14 protein-coding genes are annotated in these 18,892 nt (G+C 50.9%); 12 read left to right on the top strand and 2 right to left on the bottom strand.

Annotation, left to right across the window (positions count from 1 at the left end; all coding sequences use genetic code 11):
• Positions 1-51 precede the first annotated feature (51 nt).
• Positions 52-399 (bottom strand): phage holin family protein, encoded by a 348-nt coding sequence (locus tag ACAN56_RS24680; protein WP_038588253.1) that lies wholly within the window; start codon positions 397-399, stop codon positions 52-54.
• Positions 400-539: 140 nt separating this feature from the next.
• Between ACAN56_RS24680 and ACAN56_RS24675 the strand changes: the two genes are divergently transcribed.
• From ACAN56_RS24675 to ACAN56_RS24620, 12 genes are all read left to right on the top strand, one after another.
• On the top strand, positions 540-2,909 hold the full coding sequence (locus ACAN56_RS24675) for an endonuclease MutS2 (protein WP_038588256.1): 2,370 nt from the start codon (positions 540-542) through the stop codon (positions 2,907-2,909).
• Positions 2,910-2,939: 30 nt separating this feature from the next.
• Complete coding sequence (locus tag ACAN56_RS24670; protein ID WP_038588259.1) at positions 2,940-3,359, top strand: DUF350 domain-containing protein; 420 nt, start codon at positions 2,940-2,942, stop codon at positions 3,357-3,359.
• Positions 3,360-3,493: 134 nt separating this feature from the next.
• On the top strand, positions 3,494-4,036 hold the full coding sequence (locus tag ACAN56_RS24665) for a hypothetical protein (protein WP_340893814.1): 543 nt from the start codon (positions 3,494-3,496) through the stop codon (positions 4,034-4,036).
• A gap of 71 nt (positions 4,037-4,107) precedes the next feature.
• The gene (locus tag ACAN56_RS24660) at positions 4,108-5,316 is read left to right on the top strand and encodes an MFS transporter (RefSeq protein WP_379146102.1); all 1,209 of its coding nucleotides are present in this window, start codon (positions 4,108-4,110) and stop codon (positions 5,314-5,316) included.
• 37 nt (positions 5,317-5,353) lie between these two features.
• Positions 5,354-6,958: a DcuS/MalK family sensor histidine kinase gene (gene dcuS / locus ACAN56_RS24655; protein ID WP_081965751.1), complete on the top strand. Its 1,605-nt coding sequence runs from the start codon at positions 5,354-5,356 to the stop codon at positions 6,956-6,958.
• Positions 6,959-7,004: 46 nt separating this feature from the next.
• The gene (locus ACAN56_RS24650; RefSeq protein ID WP_038588268.1) at positions 7,005-8,963 is read left to right on the top strand and encodes an AraC family transcriptional regulator; all 1,959 of its coding nucleotides are present in this window, start codon (positions 7,005-7,007) and stop codon (positions 8,961-8,963) included.
• 297 nt (positions 8,964-9,260) lie between these two features.
• Positions 9,261-9,977: a response regulator gene (locus ACAN56_RS24645; RefSeq protein ID WP_379146100.1), complete on the top strand. Its 717-nt coding sequence runs from the start codon at positions 9,261-9,263 to the stop codon at positions 9,975-9,977.
• Positions 9,978-10,237: 260 nt separating this feature from the next.
• Positions 10,238-11,791, top strand: a complete 1,554-nt coding sequence (locus tag ACAN56_RS24640; protein ID WP_379146099.1) for a M14 family zinc carboxypeptidase — start codon at positions 10,238-10,240, stop codon at positions 11,789-11,791.
• 260 nt (positions 11,792-12,051) lie between these two features.
• Positions 12,052-13,569, top strand: a complete 1,518-nt coding sequence (locus ACAN56_RS24635; RefSeq protein ID WP_379146098.1) for a serine hydrolase domain-containing protein — start codon at positions 12,052-12,054, stop codon at positions 13,567-13,569.
• 505 nt (positions 13,570-14,074) lie between these two features.
• Positions 14,075-14,632, top strand: coding sequence for an RNA polymerase sigma factor (locus ACAN56_RS24630; RefSeq protein WP_379146096.1), 558 nt, complete (start codon positions 14,075-14,077; stop codon positions 14,630-14,632).
• The gene (locus ACAN56_RS24625; protein WP_156130842.1) at positions 14,614-15,771 is read left to right on the top strand and encodes a DUF4367 domain-containing protein; all 1,158 of its coding nucleotides are present in this window, start codon (positions 14,614-14,616) and stop codon (positions 15,769-15,771) included. The genes ACAN56_RS24630 and ACAN56_RS24625 overlap by 19 nt, the downstream gene beginning before the upstream one ends.
• 219 nt (positions 15,772-15,990) lie before the next feature.
• Positions 15,991-17,541: a flavocytochrome c gene (locus tag ACAN56_RS24620; RefSeq protein WP_038588282.1), complete on the top strand. Its 1,551-nt coding sequence runs from the start codon at positions 15,991-15,993 to the stop codon at positions 17,539-17,541.
• Positions 17,542-17,611: 70 nt separating this feature from the next.
• Here ACAN56_RS24620 and ACAN56_RS24615 read toward each other — a convergent pair whose 3' ends face one another.
• Complete coding sequence (locus ACAN56_RS24615) at positions 17,612-18,850, bottom strand: NAD(P)/FAD-dependent oxidoreductase (protein ID WP_038588284.1); 1,239 nt, start codon at positions 18,848-18,850, stop codon at positions 17,612-17,614.
• Between the last annotated feature and the right edge of the window lie 42 nt (positions 18,851-18,892).

Below are 18,892 nucleotides of genomic sequence, written 5' to 3'. Positions count from 1 at the left end.
ATCCGGAAATAGGGGGTTTCGTTGTCTGCAGAGCCTCTGCTGGCCGTTACGTTATTTTCCCGCTTCGAACGGAGTGGATACCGGCAGAAACAGGTCGATAATCCCTATGACGAGTGCTGCCAGAAGTGCGCCAAGGATGGAGACGCTGACACCGCTCACGACAAACTGGGCGATCCAGATGACTAACGCGCTGACGATAAAGCCGACGATTCCGCGGCCGAAGGGCGTTGTTTTTTTGCCGAAGATGCCCTCAATAACCCAGCCAAGCAGAGCGATCACCAGGGCAAGGACAAGCGCACTCCAGAAACCGCCGATCGTAAACTGCGGGACAATCCAGCCGACAACCAGCAGCACGATGGCTGCAACGATGAAACGGACGACATGACCCAAAAATTTCACTGAACTAACCTCCTTTGCCTTCGTTTCAAGGATATGTGCAGTTGTTATTGTGACCTGAATCGCCGATTCTATGCCTAAATAGCGCAAATGGGCCGAATTAGGTATAATGTAAACATCTATGAAGGGAGCTGTGACAGTAATTGGACGACAAGATTTTGCATACGCTTGAATATCGCAAGATTTTAAATAAATTGATGCAATATACGCAAACTCCGATGGGACGGCTGGCGGCGGAAGACCTGAAGCCCTCCAGTGATTTTGAAGGGGTGAAGAAACTGCTGCAGGCCACGGATGAGGCGGCTAACGTTGACCGGTTGAAGGGTATTCCTTCTTTCCGCGGGGTCAGCGATATTCGACCTGCGCTGAAACGCGCCTCCATCGGCGGCATGCTGGGAACGACGGAGCTGCTGTCGGTTGGCAATACCATTGGCGGAGCCCGCCGGGTCAAGCGGTTTCTGGCGGCCATGCATGAGGATGAGAAGATCCATTCTCTGTTTGCCTTAAGCGATCTGCTCTCGGAGCAGAAGCATGTAGAGGATGACATCCGGGCCTGCATTGATGAGAATGCGGATGTGCTCGATTCGGCAAGCCATGAGCTTGCCACGATCCGCAGGGAGCTGCGCGGAGGGGAGACGAGAATCCGTGAAAAGCTGGATTCAATGATCCGTTCCTCCTCAGTGGCCAAGATGCTGCAGGATCAGCTGGTGACGATCCGCGGTGACCGGTTTGTCATTCCGGTCAAGGCCGAATACCGCGCCCATTTTGGCGGAATCGTGCATGACCAGTCCGGTTCGGGGGCAACGCTGTTCATTGAGCCGGAGTCCATTGTGGCGATGAATAATAAGCTGCGGGAGACCCGCCTGCGCGAGGAACGCGAGATTGAGATCATTCTCCACCGGCTGACCGCGCTGGTAGGCGACATTGCCGAAGAGATGACCTATGATGTCGATATCCTTGGCGAGCTTGATTTCATCTTTGCCAAGGCGCGTCTGGCACGCGATATGAAAGCGACCCAGCCACGGATGAATGATCGTGGCTACCTCAAGCTGCGCAAGGGACGCCACCCGCTTATTCCGGCGGAACAAGTCGTTCCCTTGGATGTGGAGCTTGGCAATCAATACAGCTCAATCATCGTTACCGGGCCGAATACGGGCGGTAAGACGGTTACGCTGAAGACCATCGGCCTGCTGAGTCTGATGTCGATGTCCGGATTGTTCATTCCGGCAGAGGAAGGCAGCCAGATGTGTGTATTTGATGCGATTTATGCCGATATTGGGGATGAACAGAGCATTGAGCAGAGCCTCAGTACCTTTTCCAGCCATATGACCAATATTATTTCCATACTGAAGCGTATGACTCCGAAAAGTCTGATCCTGCTGGATGAGGTGGGAGCGGGAACAGATCCGGCCGAAGGCTCGGCGCTCGCCATTGCGATTCTGGAGCATATTCACCGGATAGAATGCCGGATGGTGGCCACCACGCATTACAGCGAACTGAAGGCTTATGCCTATGAACGCAAAGGGGTCATCAATGCCAGCATGGAATTTGATGTGCAAAGTCTCAGCCCAACCTATAGATTGCTGATTGGTGTGCCGGGCAGAAGTAACGCATTTGCCATTGCCGAACGCCTCGGCCTGCAGAGTGACATTCTTGAGCATGCCCGCGGCGAGGTCAAGGAAGAGGATCTGCGCGTGGAGCACATGATTGCTTCACTTGAAGAGAACCGTCTGGGTGCAGAGAATGAACGCGAGCGTGCCGAAGTGGTCCGCCGTGAAGCGGAAGAATTCCGCAACCGGCAGCAGCTGGAGCTGGAGAAGCTGGAGAGCCAGCGTGACAAGCGGCTGGAGAAGGCGGAGAAAGACGCCAGTGCCATTCTGGACAAGGCGCGTAAGGAAGCGGAGGAAATCATCAGCGATCTGCGGAGGCTGGCGATGGAGGAAGGTGCCTCCGTCAAGGAGCATAAGCTGATTGAAGCACGCCGCCGCCTCGATGAAGCCGAGCCGGCACCGCGTAAGAAGGCGGTATCCCGCAGCAGCAGCGGCAAAGCGCCGCGGCGGATTCAGCCCGGAGATGAAGTCAAATTGCCGAGCGTGAATCAGAAAGGCTTCGTCGTGGAGCTGAGCGGAACGAAGGAAGCGCTGGTGCAATTCGGCATTATGAAGATGAAGGTTAATCTGAACGATCTGGAGTTCCTGGCTTCCGCCCCGGATGTCCCCGTTCCTGCGCTTCGCCGGGCTACTACAGTGAAACGTACCCGTGACGAGAACATCCGCAGTGAGCTGGACTTGCGCGGGACGAACCTGGAAGAGGCAATCATGGAGACCGACCGCTTTATTGATGAAGCCTTTCTCGGCAACCTGGGCCAGATTTCGATCATACACGGCAAAGGAACCGGCGTGCTGCGAACAGGCATTCAGGAGTACTTGCGCAAGCATAAGCATGTCAAAAGCTACCGGCTCGGGAATTATAATGAGGGCGGCGCGGGCGTAACCGTGGCTGAACTGCAATAGCGGCGGAGCCTGGCGGAAAGAGGGGGAAAGATGCAAGAAACTATTGATCTTATGCTGGGCCATCCGCTGGGCGCACTGATCGGTTACTTCACCGTGGCGATTTTGGGGCTGGTGGTGTTTCTGTCCTTTTTTGAAATGGTGACGAAATATAACTGCTGGGAAGAAATCCGCAAAGGGAATTTGGCGGTAGCCATGGCGACAGGCGGCAAAATCTTCGGCATTTGCAATATCCTGCGCTTCAGCATACAGGCAGGGGCATCAATTTACGAGACGATGAAATGGTCGGTTGTCGGATTTCTGCTGCTCTTGCTGGCTTATTTTTTGTTCGAGTTTTTAACCCCTGTTTTTTCAATTGATGATGAAATTGCCGCAGATAACCGTGCTGTCGGATTGACGGCCATGCTGATCTCGGTTTCACTGTCTTATGTAATTGGCGCCGCTATATTCTAAACTCAGGGAGTAGGAAAATCATGAAGATGCTGATCCGGATTCTGTTTTTTTCTGCCCTGGCTTTTATAGCGGCCGGTATTATTTATTTAATGGTGAATTGAATTTAAATGTGAGGTAAGAAGGAGATTTTAGTGATGGAAACAACCGTATGCCCTTGGTGTCATACCGAAATCGTGTGGGACGAGGAATTTGGACCCGAAGAGACTTGCCCCCACTGCAACAATGAGCTTAGCGGCTACCGTACAGTCACTCTGGGCAGTGACGATCTGGAAGAAGACGAGCCGGAGACTGAGGACGAACCGGAGTCAGAGGAAATCAGCGATGAGGACTTGTGGGACGACAGCGACAAGGAGAGCGTAGTGCCAATCTTCAATACCGCCAGCCAATTCAGCGACGATTATGATATGAAGCGTTATGAGCATAGCGTTTCTGCAATTCTTGCTGCACAGCTTGAAGCGCCCGAGTGCCCGCAATGTCATGAACTGATGGTGCTTGCCGGTACACAGAAGGTAGACAGCTTTGAGCCATCAGCTCCCGAAGCACTGGGTGGAGCTGTATTGAAAGCGCCGTTTGCGCTTAATCTCTATGTATGTCCTTCATGTTTTCATGTTCAGCACAATCTGGCGCAGGAAGACCGTATTCAGTTTGTGCGTAACCTGAGCACCTCTGCGGAATAAATGCCGATTCATGTCAGCCCTGCTTTCTGGACATATTAAAGCTAGGAATGTCCAAAGGCAGGGGGTTAATTATGAAAAGCTTATTGCGTAATCAGGCGGTTCTGCTGCTTGCCGTGGCCGGGCTGTATATGCTGGCGAGTGTGCTGGCAGGCACTTTTCTGAACGTCTATCTGTGGAAAAGCCGCCAAAATTTTGCCATGATCGGCTGGTTTACTGTTGCTCAGCAGGTGGCTGTTGGCCTCAGCTTCTGGGTGGGCGGCAAATGGGTGAAGGAGCATAATAAGATGAATGCCCTGCGGCTGGGAATCGCCGTTTCGGGCTTTTTTTATTTGCTGGTGCTGTGGCTGGGCGGACAAGCAGTACATTATATCTGGCCGCTCGGCCTGATCCTGGGGCTCTCGATAGGCTTCTTCTGGCTGGCGTTCAACATCGTATTTTTCGAAATTACCGAAGCGGTGAACCGCGATTTCTTCAATGGGTGGATGGGGCTGCTTGGTTCCTTTACCGGCATCGTCGGACCGTGGGTTTCCGGTTGGCTGATCTCGCTGTGGCCAGGAGAACACGGGTACCGCGTCGTATTTATAATCTCGCTCTGCACTTATGGTATTTCAGCCGTTCTCAGCTTTCTGCTGCAGAAGCGTAAGAGCGAAGGGACCTACCTGTGGCTGGAGCCATGGAAAGAGCTCCGGCGTGCCGGCAGCCCATGGAGACCGGCAGCGGCTGCGCTGCTGTTTCAAGGGTTGCGTGAGGGCGTTTTTTCATTTCTGATCGGCTTATTGGTGTACATAGCGGCTAGGGAGGAGAGCAAGCTGGGGCAGTTTGCGCTAATTACCTCAGCTGTATCTCTAATCAGTTATTTTGTTGCCGGTAAGTGGTTCAAGCCCAAATTCCGCTCCGCAGGCATGTTGGCCGGTGGCCTGCTGCTGGTGGCTGTGATTACGCCGCTGCTCTGGAAAGTCAGCTACGGGACGCTGCTGATAATGGGCATAGGAACCTCGCTCTGTATTCCGCTGTATATGCTGCCTATGGTTTCGACCAGCTTTGACTTGATGGGCCTGTCTGCGGAGGCTGCCGGCAAACGGGTCGAGCTTGTCGTGCTGAGGGAGCTGAGCCTCATGAGCGGACGGCTGCTAGGGGTGTTCGTATTCATTGCGGTGCTGTCTGTGAACGACTCACCGCAGGTCATCACGCTGCTGATGCTGCTGCTGGGTGCATCTCCGCTGGGCAGCTGGCTGGTCTTGCGCCGTCTGCTGAGAAGCGGCAAATATCATCCGTCTTGAAGAGGGCGGGATGACCGGATGGGGGGAAGGTTAAGTTTTGGCCAAGAAAAAAGGTTATGGCCTAAGGACGAAGGTTGCAGTTATGGTATCCGCTGTGGTGATGTTGGTCATGCTGGTGCTCTACATTATTTTCCGGAATCAGATTATCCCGCAGACCCGCCATGCCCTGGAGGATAAAGCCATTACGATTGCCCGCACTCTTGCCCTGATGCCGCTGGTGTCGGAAGGGCTTGGGGAGGGCCGCAGTAAGGAGATTCAGGCCTATACCTCCAAAATCACCCGCCGCAATGATATTATGTTTGTAGTCGTAATCGATATGAACAGTATCCGCTATTCCCATCCTGATGCCTCGATGATTGGAAGGCACTTTGTGGGTGGAGGACAGAAGATGGCGCTGCGCGGGGAAGAGAGTATCTCCGAAGGCGAGGGGCTGCTGGGCAAGTCACTGCGCGCTTTTGTGCCAGTGTATAACAACAGAGGTTCTCAGGTGGGAGTAGTCGTAGTCGGACTTTCACTGGAACGCGTACACCGTCTGATACGGCAAAATGAATGGACCATCATTGCGATTCTGCTGTCCGGTGCTGTGCTTGGAGCCGGAGGGGCGATCGTGCTGGCCCGGAAAATCAAACAGATGATGTTCGGCATGGAGCCTTCAGATATTTCCAAGCTGCTGGAAGAGCGCAGCGCCATGCTGCAGTCAGCACGCGAAGGTATTATTGCGGTAGATGATAAAGCCCGGATCACAATGATCAATGTGGAAGCAGAGCGGCTTCTGGGAACGGTGGGCATTACTGGCAATGCGATGACCCGGCATATCGCAGATTATTGGCCTGAGCTGCGTCTTGAGCCCGTGCTGGCCACAGGGGAAGCGAAGGTGGATCAGGATCTTGAGCTGAACGGTATCACTTTGCTCGTCAACAGTGTTCCGATCCGGGTGAATGGCCAGATTGCGGGAGCCATCGCTACATTCCGGGACAAGACCGAGCTTGCCGTGTTGGTTGAACGGCTGTCCGGCATTTCCGTATATGCGGACGCCCTGCGGGCCGGGACGCATGAATTCATGAACAAGCTGCATGTCATTATGGGAATGACACATATGGGCCTGTACGATGAGCTGCAGCAATACATCTCGGGAATGGTGGGCAACTACCAGAAGGAAATTGGCTCCATTACGAGACAGATTAAGGACCCCGTGATGGCAGGCTTCCTGCTGGGGAAATTGAGCCGGGCCCGCGAAGCGGGAATTGATCTGCAGCTGACCGGGGACAGCTATTTGCCGGAATCGGCAGACCCGCAGTGCATTCATGAACTGATCACGATTGCCGGCAATCTGCTTGACAACGCTATGGAGGTACTGAAGGAGCATAACGTCAAGGAGATAGAGCTTGCTTTTTGTTATGACCGGGGGCGCCTGATTTGCACCGTGCGGGACAGCGGACCGGGCATTCCAGAGGCGCTGCGGGAGCAGGTATTTGTTCAAGGCTTTTCCACCAAGGGAGAGCAACGGGGGATCGGTCTGTACCTGGTCCGGAAAAGCGTGGAGAAGCTGCAGGGCAAGCTTCAGATTGTAGATGACGGGAAGCCGGGAACAACGTTTATGGCCGATGTGCCATATGCTGTAATGGGTGATGAAGCTGTATGACCATTAAGGTGCTGTCCAGCCGTGAAGATAAAGGGGAACATTGATTATGGACAACGATCATCACCTGCAGCTTTGGGATCAGGTGCTTCTAAGAGTGCTGGATATACGGCTGCGGCGGGTAGAAGCAGGTGAGTTTCATCTGCCTTATGTCCTGCCTGCAAGTTCTTTTATATTTTGTACGCACGGCAGCGGCGAGCTTTGGCTGGATGAAGAAATCTGGCTGGCTGATGGATTTTATCTGCTGCACGCAGGCAAAGGCAGGCGGCTTAAAGTAAATACGGAGAAGGGTATGGAGCTGTATTTCATTTTCTATAAGGCTGTTTTGTCGCAGAACTCCTTGCGTGAATTTCATATCCTGATGCAAACGGACAGCCCCTTCGATCATATGTGGGGAATTTCTCCAGCAGAGCCGCTGGAACTGCTCAGTCTTGCCCAGCAGATGCTGGAGGGCTGGCATACTGACAAAAGCCCTATAGGTAAGCTGCTGATAAAAGGAATGTTCATGCAATTCCTCCATCACGCTTTAAAGGATAAGCAGTACTGGAAAGCAGCCAAGACATCAGTAGCGGAGCAGGTTGTGCGGTATTTGTCACAGCATTATCGTGGTCAGGTATCCATTGAACGCCTAGCGCAGCAGCTTAATTACAGTCCTCAATATATTTCACGAAAATTCAAAGAGCAGACCTGCTACAGCCCGCTTGACTATGTCATCAAACTTCGCATGTATAAAGCACAGGAGATGCTGCTTGCTACCAATGCTTCTTTGCAGGAAATCGCTACATATGTTGGCTATACTGACGTTGTATATTTCAACCGTATATTTAAAAAAAACATGGGTGTTGCTCCCGGAATGTTTAGAGCACAATTAGAAGCCGGGCAAAGTGGTGTTTCGGATTATGCTATAAAGAAGTTAAATCCGTCTCTTGTTATGAAACTTATCCAACGATATCATATTGATGATAATGAAAATCATTATCAATATACGGAGGATGGAGAGTTTGATATGCTTAACCATTACAAGAAAATGACCACAATGCTCAGCTTATGTGTCATGCTGCTGCTTGTTGCTTGCGGAACATCTCAGGGCGGATCACAAGCTGCGGGGAGCAGCCAGGCGCCAAATGAACAACAGAATAAAGCGGTATCGACTCCGGCCATTCAGCCGGACGGATTGCCGCAGGAAACCAAAACTGTCTCTACGACATTTGGTGAAGTGGAGATTCCCGTCCATCCTCAACGGGTGGCTGCTATTTCCTATTTGGGTACTGTGCTTGCACTGGATGTTAAGCCCGTTGCGGCAGAGGAGTTTTTAATGTCAAGTCCATACCTTGAAGGAATGCTTGACGGTGTGGTGGATGTGGGCAACTCGCTGGAAAAGCTGCTTGAGGTGGAACCTGATCTGATTATTAGTCATGTAACGGATCAAGAAACCTATGATAAGTATAAACAGATTGCTCCTACTGTTGTGATGCCGTACAATTCATTTGAATCCGTTGAAGCTGAAATGGACTATTTCGGCAAGGTGCTTGGCAAGGAGGAAGAAAGCCGGAAATGGAAGGAACATTTCCAGGAGCAGATAGCCAGCGCGAAGCAACAGGTACAGGAAGCTGTCTCAGAGAATGAAACGGTATCCGTTATGCAAGAGTTTGATGGTCTTGTATATTTGTTTGGCAGCAAGTCCGGCAGAGGCGGACGTATTATGTACGAGCAGTTGGAGATGAACCCTCCCGCAGCAGTACCGGGAAAAATGCTTCAGGAATCCTATGCTGAATTTTCATTGGAGCTATTGCCGGAGTATATGGGAGATTATCTTGTGCTAACCTCCGAATCCTCATTGGAGCAGCTGCAGGCTGATCCCATCTGGGGAATTCTTCCTCCGGTCAAGGAAGGACGCGTATATTTGTGGAATGAATCGAGTTCCTGGTACCGCGATCCCATTGCAATGCTTAATCAAATCAATGATTTAGCCGATTGGCTGGCTGCTGCAGCGAAAGCTAACCTATAAACCGTAAATGGTGTGGAGACTCTGTCTGAGGATAGAGTCTCCTTTTGGTGCTCTATATTATTTTCTGAGATCAGATTATCCGGCAGCAGGGAGATTCAGGCCTTTACCTCCAAAATTATCTGCCGTAATGATATTATGTTTGTAGTCGTATTTAATTGAGCCTCTTCAAAGGTGAGGGGCAGGTGCGGCAGAATGAATGGAGAAGTTACTGATCCAGCTTCAGATTGTAGAGGATAGGAAGCCGGGAACAACGTTTATGGCCGATGTGCCATATGCTGTAAAGGGTGATGAAACTGTATGAACATTAAGGTGCTGATTGTTGAGGATGATCCGATGGTGGCGAAATTCAACCGCCATTATCTGGAGCAGGTGCAGGGTTTTGAGTTCGCAGGCTGGGCCTCTTCAGGCGATGAGGCTGCAAAGATGCTTGTGGATCGTGAAGTAGACCTGATACTGCTCGATATTTATATGCCGCATACCAACGGGCTGCAATTGCTGTCCTCCCTGCGGGAGCAGGGAAGCATGGTTGACGTTATCGTGATTTCCGCAGCCAGCGACAATGGGAGCATCCGTAAAGCGCTGCAGCACGGGGCTGTTGACTATTTGATCAAGCCCTTTGAGTTCGCCCGTTTTCAGGCGGCGCTGTCTGCATATCGGGAGGATCATCTGCTGATGAAGCATAGGGAGCATCTCAGCCAGGAGCAGCTTGACAAGCTGCTGCGGTATTCCCTGGGAACCGAGGAAGACAAAGCGGGGACTCTGCCCAAGGGACTTGCAGAAGGGACGCTGGAGAGCATTTGGAACACCATACAGCAGCTGGAAAGGCCGGTATTCTCCACCGAGGATATTACGGCAAGTGCCCCGCTTTCGCGGATCTCTGTCCGCAAATATTTGGCTTTTCTCACGGAGGCCGGTGTGCTGGAGATGGAGATCAGCTATGGATCGGTGGGCAGGCCGGTATATATGTACACAGTATCTGCTACGGGCCATGAAATTATAGCTAAATATATATAAGCGGCAGCTGCCAATCAAGAGGGACCTTCGGGTCCCTTTTTACTGTACAGGACAATCGTTGAACCAGACGTGGTTACTCGCTTATTCGCTATGGATTTGGGGTTTCATCACTCCTCTATGAATTTAAGAAGCAAATACTAGGCATATTGGTCCTTTCTCTAAATAATATGTCGAATCTACTTGACAATGCTAGGCCTTTTTGACTAGTGTTAACTCAAATATTGGTAGAGAGGATCATGCTCAGGATGGTAGGGTTGTCGATGAAATCACTGTTTTACAAGTTTTGTATGGTACTATGTTTGTTAATTCTGGGTCTTGCTATTTTTCCGCGTCCGTCGCTAGGTTCGGCTAATATTGTGAACCCTGGCCAGGTCTATTCCTATTCCACTATGGAAAGAGATATCAAGAGTCTGGCCGTTAAATATCCTGGACTGATCACTTACAAATCGCTGGGTAAGACGATATACGGACGCGAATTGTGGGCAGTTCAGCTAGGTCGCGGGGAAGCCTCTCTGTTTCTGAATGGCTCGCACCATGCCCGGGAATGGATGACGACTTCACTGCTCATGAAAATGGCAGACTCGTATGCTCAAGCTTATGTCCAAGATCAGAAGCTGGGAAACTATAAGGTGAGAGATTTGCTGAACAATGTCAGTATCTGGATCGTGCCGATGGTGAATCCGGATGGTGTCACGCTGGCTCAGCAGGGAACAGCGGGTTTGTCTAAGAGTCTAGCTTCCACACTGGTAGGCTACAATGGAGGAAGCAGTAATTTCAAACGCTGGAAAGCGAATATGCAAGGGCTCGACCTGAACCGCCAGTATCCAGCGAGCTGGAGCGCGATCAGGAATACTTCGCCTTATCCGTCGTACCAGAATTACAAGGGTGTGAAACCGGCGCAAGCGCCGGAGATCCGGCTTATGATGGATTTCACTTATACGCTGGATCCGGAAATGACCATTTCCTATCACAGCTCCGGCGAGATTGTTTTCTGGAACTTCAACACGCTGGCAGCCAATCTGGCACGGGACAAAAAAATTGCCGCCGATGTCGGACTCTTTACCGGCTATTCTCTGGTGAAGCCGGAGAAGAATCCATCCGGTGGAGGCTACAAGGATTGGTTCATCCAGGAGTTTAAACGACCTGGCCTTACGATTGAAATCGGCTCGTACGCCGGTGAAGGGCCACTGCCGCTCAGCGCTTTTAATAACATCTGGGCGAAGAATAAGAAAGTCGGAGTGTATGCAGCTGCGGTCTCATATGATCTTTGGCTCAAGAAGCAGACGCTGGAGCAGGTTGGGCTACCCATGAATCTGTTCACCCAATCGGCAGTATTCTCCGGTACCGGCAATTCGCCAGCCATAGGCACGCAGCAGCCGCAGGAAGTATATGTAATCGCACGTAAGGGAAACTGGTTCCAGATCAAGTACGGCAGCGGTGTGGGTTGGATTTGTCCTGCACCTGGGACATTGGCTGTCGTGGAGACAGTAGAAGCCACTGCTCAATTGAATGCACAAACAAAGCTGTATAAGTATCCTGATCTTCTGGCTCCCAAGGGGGGCATCCTTCCGCCACAGAAGGTAGAGGTCAAAGGCAAGTACGCCAATTGGCTGCTGGTCTCGAGCTTGAACGGGACGTGGTGGATTGACGGAACTTCGCTTACTCTGGTAGAGGCTGCGGACCCTACGGCAGTGTCACAGGGTGCAGAGGAAGTAAATAATAGCGCCGGAACTGAAAGCAACAGTATTAATGAAGGAGGAGCACCCGCCGAAGAAAACAGTAACGCAGCGGAAAGCAGCGGCGTTCCTGAATAAAGCAGCACTGCAGAAGGCAGTTGAAATTGTTGGTTGGTGAGTGCCGCGGCAGCGGCAGCTAAATCATAGCATCATGCGAAAACGGCAGACCCGAAACTACAGGTCTGCCGTTTTCATTTTCAGCTATACATAAGCATCTGCACCAGGAAATTTAAGATTAACTTAAGATTCTCGAAATATAGCTGAAAGGTTGAAAGGATATTCTTGATCCATATGTCTGACAAGAGAAGGGACAGAATCAGGAGAAGAGGTTAAGAGAGATGAAAACAATACAGCGGACTATCATCCAAGCATTAATGATTATATTGGTTATGGTCACAGGCAGCGTGCTGCCCTTACTGCAACCGGGGATGGCCCATGCGGAAGCGGCTCCACTTGCTGTAGATGCGGACCGAATTGACAAATTTGTGGAAACGATGCGGGAGAAACTGGATGTTCCGGGTATGGCGGTCGGGATTGTACAGGGAGACCAGACCGTCTACACCAAGGGATATGGAATTTCCGGCCCTGAGGGTCAGCCCGTTACAGCGCAAACCCCTTTTATTCTAGGCTCGGTCTCCAAATCGTTTACGGCGCTGGCCATCATGCAATTAGTTGAGCAAGGGAAGATTGACCTGGATGCGCCGGTACAGCGCTATTTGCCGGACTTCGAGCTTGCTGACAAGGAAGCGTCCAAAACCATTATGGTCCGGCATTTACTGAATCAGAACAGCGGACTGTCCACTTTACATGGGCGGACAGCTTTTACCAACACGATGCCAACTATAGATGCACTTATACACAATCTGAAAGACACACCATTAACCGAGACCGTCGGCAACAAGTTTCAATATTCCAACTACAATTACGATATACTGGGCGGAATTATTCAGGCCGTTTCCGGCAAGTCTTATGCTGAATATATCCAGGATCATGTGTATTCTCCTCTGGATATGCAGAACAGTTTTACTTCTACACCCGAAGCGAAACTACAGGGATTGGCCACAGGCTACAAGTCCGTCTTTGGTTTCATGGTTCCTTTTGAGCAGCCGGACAACCAATCCATGCTTGCGTCCGGCTATCTGATCTCAAGCGCAGAAGATATGAACCATTATTTAATTGCTCAAATCAATGGCGGAAAGTTCCATGATCGCAGCGTGGCTACTGCGGAAAGTGTTGCGAAGATGCATCAGCCGGCCATAAAAGACCCTACCACCGGCGGTGAATATGGCATGGGCTGGGAGATCGTTAATGGTATTGTTCAGCATCCGGGTGATGTTGAGAGCTTTCACTCCGATATGAAGCTGGACGGGGACGTAGGTGTTGTGGTATTGATCAATGCCCATGATTATTTGGTGCGCGGCTTCAAATTAAGCATGGTGGCTGATGGAATTCTTGACATTATACATGGACGCGAGCCGGTTGAGGATGTGGGCAGTATTGCCGGTACCCATATTTTCATTGATCTGGCTTGTATAGCAATGGCAATTATGCTGGGAGTGTCGGCTTTCAACCTGTTTAAACGCAAGAAAAGCTTTCGATTTACCCCGTTGCGGACCAGCGTATTCGCATTTTGCCTGCTTTTGTTTAATGTAGTGCTGCCGATTACGGTTTTATACGGTCCTAGTCATATTTTTGCCCCATGGAGAGTGGTGGTCTCCTTTCTGCCTGGGATTGGACATCTCGTCTTTGTCCTGAGTATCCTATCTCTCGGGATCGGTGCTGCCAAGCTGATTGTACTGGTTCATAATCTGCGTCTGCACAGAATGAAGGGAAGCGGGAAAACGATCGCCAGCTAGAATTGAATAGAGGAACCGGGGCCGACCGCTCCAGCCGGAAGATTCGATATCTTCAGTCAACAGGGAATCAACTTTAGGGCCAGTCAGAGGGCTGGAAAGTACTTACAGAGCGCATCGGCTAGCTTGCAGTAAAAGTGCCGGATTCTACATCGTGGAGCCGGGCTGCTGCCAGCTAAGCTGAGTGTAACTCCCTTTACGTTACCGATCCCTAAGAAAGGCCAGCGAGAGAAAGTCACTGCCGCCAACCCCCACCAATGCAGGCCCTGCCTTTATTTGCGAGGCGTTCCTGAAGACCGGCTATGATGACCCGGAGCTGAACCTCAACCAGACCGTCGAGTTAGCGTAGAGCAGACGGTTTCGGAAGCAGGCTCTACACCAGGGAGATCAACAGGGATTCATCTGTTGGTCTCTTTTGCTGTGCAGCCGGAAGAAATAAATGTCACGCCTGAGGCTACTCAAGTGTTATATCTATAGAAACAGAAGAAATAGAAGAAAGGAGACCAACGTGGATTCTATAGAAGAGAAGATTAGGAGGATACAGGCCGGAGATGCCCGCCTGTTCTCAGATGTAATCAGGCTGTACCAGCAGCGGATATACCTCTACTGCTTCCGGCTGCTGAACAGCAAGGAAGAGGCGGAGGATGCGGTGCAGGATGTCCTGATTAAGGCCTATCAGAATATCGGGCAATACAAGCCGCAGGCGGATTTCGTATCATGGCTCTACAAGATCGCTTACCACCATTGTCTGAATCAGTTGCGGCGGCAGAAATTTCAGCTTCAACTGCGCAAGCTGCTCCGGCAGGACGTTGCGGTGAACAGCGCCGAACAAATGGTTGAGAACCGCCTGTTCAGCGAGCCGGTCTCGGCCGCTCTGGGGAAGCTTGATGTGGAAGACCGGAACTTGTTAATTCTGCGAATATATGAAGATAAATCGTTTGCGGAAATCGGCGAAATTCTGGGCGTCAGTACGGCTACCGCACGCAAAAGATATGAACGGACCAGAGGCAAACTTAAAAAAGCGATTGAGAGAAAGGAGAAACAATTATGGGCAAGAGTGAATTGACTTCGGAGGAGCAGTTTCTGAAGGATGGAGACCGTTCGGCCAATTTGATCCCCGTTGATGTTCATGGACCGGTAATGAAAGCGCTCGGGCTTGGCGGGACCTTACCTGCTGCAGAAGAGCAGACAGCGCTGCAGACACTTCCGCCAAACGAAGCGGCTCCTAACGTGATGCGCAGGCTGGAGACAGAAGCCGCGGCTGGGCGGGGCCGGAGGAGATTCCTGCGGATTCCGGTGCAGGGCTGGGTGGCGGCACTTCTTGTATTGGTCTTGCTGGGCGGCGGCTATACCCAGTATTCCGGTGAAGTCCGGCAGGGGGCTGGAGCTCAGTATAAGGTGCTGCCGTATAAGCCGCTTCCGGCGACGACATCAGGTGGTATGATAGAGAAGGCGATAGAACCCTTGATTCCCTTGCATCCCGAGGTACAGCCGAGTACAGAGAATGAAATCTACAAAGAGAATAAACTCTACAACATGAAATATTCAAAGGGCTACAATGCCATTAAGACGCTGCTGCTTCCTGGAGAGTATGCCACCTATGTTATCACACGTGAAGACCGGAAAGAAGAATCTCATCTTGGCTTGTACTGCCCGCCGATCATAGTCAAGGACTATTCCACTTATAAGACCAGTGTCGAGAAGCACCACGCTCCGGAAGTGAAGCAGCCGGGGTATATGCCGGATGGGTATGCCTTGGACGAGGCGTTTATCAAGCCTTCTTTCATAAAAGTTCCAGATGAGAAGCAGCTTGAAGGCGGAAGCGTGAGAGACCTGGGAGACAACTTCCGGCTGACCTGGAGAGTAGAGAAGGCGGAGAACATTGCCTATCTTTCTTCTTCACTGGTGTACAAGAAGGGGAAGGTTCAGGTGAGAATCGGTGCCTCACGTGTTGATGACAAAGACAAACCGGCATATCCGCTGTCGTGGACCAAAACGACAAAGGTGGAGAATATTGAGATTGGCAGCAAGCAGCTCATTTATCTCGAAAACTCCAGCAACAAGGAGATCGACATGGGGTATACGTATAACCTGGTCTGGTCTGACCCCGAAGCGCAGATCGTCTATAATGTGTCGGTTCGCCAGGAGAAATCTGAGTTGACCAAGGATGAGGTCATCCGCATTGCTGCCAGTATGATGAATTAAACGAGCGAATCCTACATCACCATACTTCCAGCACAAGAAGCCCGCGTCGGACGCGGGCTCTTTGCATATTCCATCTTCCGTAAGCGTTCCGCTGCCCCAGCAGCAAAATCCAGTTACTTTAGTTACTAAATGTTTTTTTTAATTACGTAAGCTTCCAAGAACAGCATCTTTGCCGCTATGATTATTGTGAAAATATGCACAAGGGGGCAAAGATTACACATGAAAAAGAAAACAGCAGCTGCTCTTCTTCTCATTCTCTCCGTCATGCTTGTTATCGCTGGATGCGGTAACGGAAACAGCAACAACAATACCAGCAGCAACGCAAATGAGAACAAGAGCAAGAACAGCGCGACAAACGCGCCGAAAGAAACTGAAGCCGTTTCGGGGGCATCCGAAGCAAGCTATACACCGTTCGATCAATTAAAAGATAAATATGATATTATCATTGTCGGTGCAGGCGGGGCTGGGATGTCTGCTGCACTTGAAGCAAAAGAAAAAGGCATGAATCCGGTTATTTTGGAAAAAATGCCGGTTGCCGGCGGGAACACAACAAAGTCATCTTCCGGAATGAACGCTTCGCAAACGAAATTCCAAAAAGAGCAGGGCATTGAAGACAGCAATGATTTATTTTATGAAGAGACATTAAAAGGCGGTCATGATACCAACGATAAAGAAATGCTCCGTTTCTTCGTTGACAATTCAGCAAGCGCTATTGATTGGCTGGATTCCATCGGAATTCGCTTGAACAATATCACGATTACTGGCGGGATGAAGGAAAAACGTACACACCGTCCTGAAGATGGTTCAGCGGTCGGACAATACCTTGTCAAAGGTTTGGTGAAAAACGTACAAGAAAAAGGCATCCCGCTTTTTGTGAACGCGGATGTTAAGGAGATAACTGAAAAAGACGGCAAGGCAAACGGCGTCAAAGTCCTCTTTAACCAAAAGGATGAGAAAAACATTACAGCGGCTGCTGTTATTGTGACGACCGGCGGTTTCGGCGCGAATATGGATATGATTTCTAAAGTGAGACCTGACTTGGAAGGATATGTGACTACAAACCAGATCGGCAGCACCGGTGACGGCATCCAGATGATTGAGAAGCTCGGCGGCACGACAGTCGATATGGATCAAATTCAGGTTCACCCGACGGTGCAGCAGGACAAATCCTATCTCATTGGGGAAGCTGTCCGCGGTGAAGGCGCTCTGCTTGTCTCAAGTGAAGGCAAACGGTTCACCAATGAACTGGACACGCGGGACAAAGTCACAGCTGCAATCAATACACTTCCAGAGAAATCGGCTTTTCTTGTATTTGATTCCGGCGTAAAGACCCGTGTTAAAGCGATTGAACAGTACGAAAAGATGGGCTTTGTGATCCAAGGAGATTCTATCGAGGCATTGGCCAAAGAAATGAATGTCCCGGCAGATCAGCTGCAAAAGACACTGGATACCTGGAACAGCTCGGTGAAGAATAAAAAGGATGCTGAATTCGGCAGAACTACAGGAATGGACAACGACTTGTCCGGTGCGCCATACTATGCGATTAAAATCGGCCCCGGGATTCATTACACCATGGGCGGCGTAAAAATCAACACGAACACAGAAGTTCTAAATAAAGACGGCAAACCTATTACAGGACTGTTTGCGGCTGGGGAAGTTGTAGGCGGCCTGCACGGACAAAACCGGATCGGCGGCAACTCTGTAGCGGAAATCATTATTTTCGGCCGTCAGGCAGGTATTAAATCTGCTGAATTCGTAAAAGCACAATAAGTAATCAATACCTCTTCTACTAGGCAGAATAAAAGCTTGGGCTCAACAGAGCCCAAGCTTTTTGCTGCTTTTATGCCTGTACGGCGGGAGAAGGAGACGGCTTGCTTGACCGGGTCAGCGAGAACAGCTCCAGCTCGGGCCGGTATTTGCCGGCAAGGGTATCGGCCAGAAGCTCGGCAGCGATCATGCTGTAGACCGTACCGTTTCCGCCATAGCCTTCAATGAAATAGCAGTGGGGATACTCTGGATGCGGGCCCATATAGGGCAGTCCGTCCCGGGTTGAACCGAAGACGGCTCCCCATGAATATTCCGCTTCGATTCCCCGGATTTCCGGGAAAAGGGCTTCCAGCTCTTCAAGCAGCCGCTGGCCCTGGGAGAGCACGCGGATATCCCGGCGCTCCGGATCGGTCAACGGCTCATCTTTGCCTCCCGCAATAATCCGGTTATCCGGCGTAGTCCGGAAATAGAGGTACGGGCGGGCAGTTTCCCAGATCAGGCTCCGCTCATGCCACTTGGGCAAATGATCAAGCGGTTTTGTCATAATGGCGTAGGTATTGATGAGCTCGGCGCCACGGTCTTTTTTCATCTCCTGGGTTTCGTAGCCCATCGCAAAAATCACTTTCTTGGCGAAGATCCGTCCGTTCCCGGTTATGCAGGTCACACCTTCGGCGCTGTATTCATAATGCCGTGCCCGGGTATGCTCATAGATGCGGACACCGTTGTCACGGGCTTTGTCAATTAGGCTGTGAACAGTCCGGAAAGGATTTGTCTCTGCATCGCCCTTGGAATATAGTGCGGCGGGTTTGGAGAAGGCGTAATGTGAGCTGACCTTGTCTTGCCCCCAGAATTCCGAATCAAAGCCGTGTGATACCAGATTCTCATGCTCCAGCCGCAGAGCTGGCACATCTTCAGGTGTGCTTGCATACAGCAGACTGCTGCGGGGAATAATGTGCGGATCAATGTTCAACTTGTCAGGCAGCTCCAGAATTCTCCGGGCAGCCTGCTGGCACAGCTTATAGAACAGCACACCGTTTGCTTCCCCAAACGTATTCATACACGCAGTCAGCGATTTGTCGTTGGCTATCTGCAGCAGGCCGGTATTGGCATGGGAGCTTCCGTCTCCAATTGCTCTTTTATCAATGAGAACTATATCTGCTCCGCTTAAAGATAAGCGGTAGGAGGACATGGCTCCGCCCATACCTCCGCCAACAATCAGGCAATCGCATGTAATATCCCCTTCAAGCGCAGGATAGGATGGAGGATTTGGAAAAGAGCTGCCCCAAGGCAGCTGCCCGCTGTTTAGTTTCATTTGTTGATCTCTCCTTTATGAGATACCGATAGGGTAGTTTCG

The sequence above is a fragment of the Paenibacillus paludis genome (genome assembly GCF_042610515.1).
In the GTDB taxonomy this organism is placed as follows: domain Bacteria; phylum Bacillota; class Bacilli; order Paenibacillales; family Paenibacillaceae; genus Paenibacillus_AQ.
The sequence above is the reverse complement of the archived record's forward strand: the minus strand, read 5'-3'. Positions and strand labels throughout refer to the sequence as shown.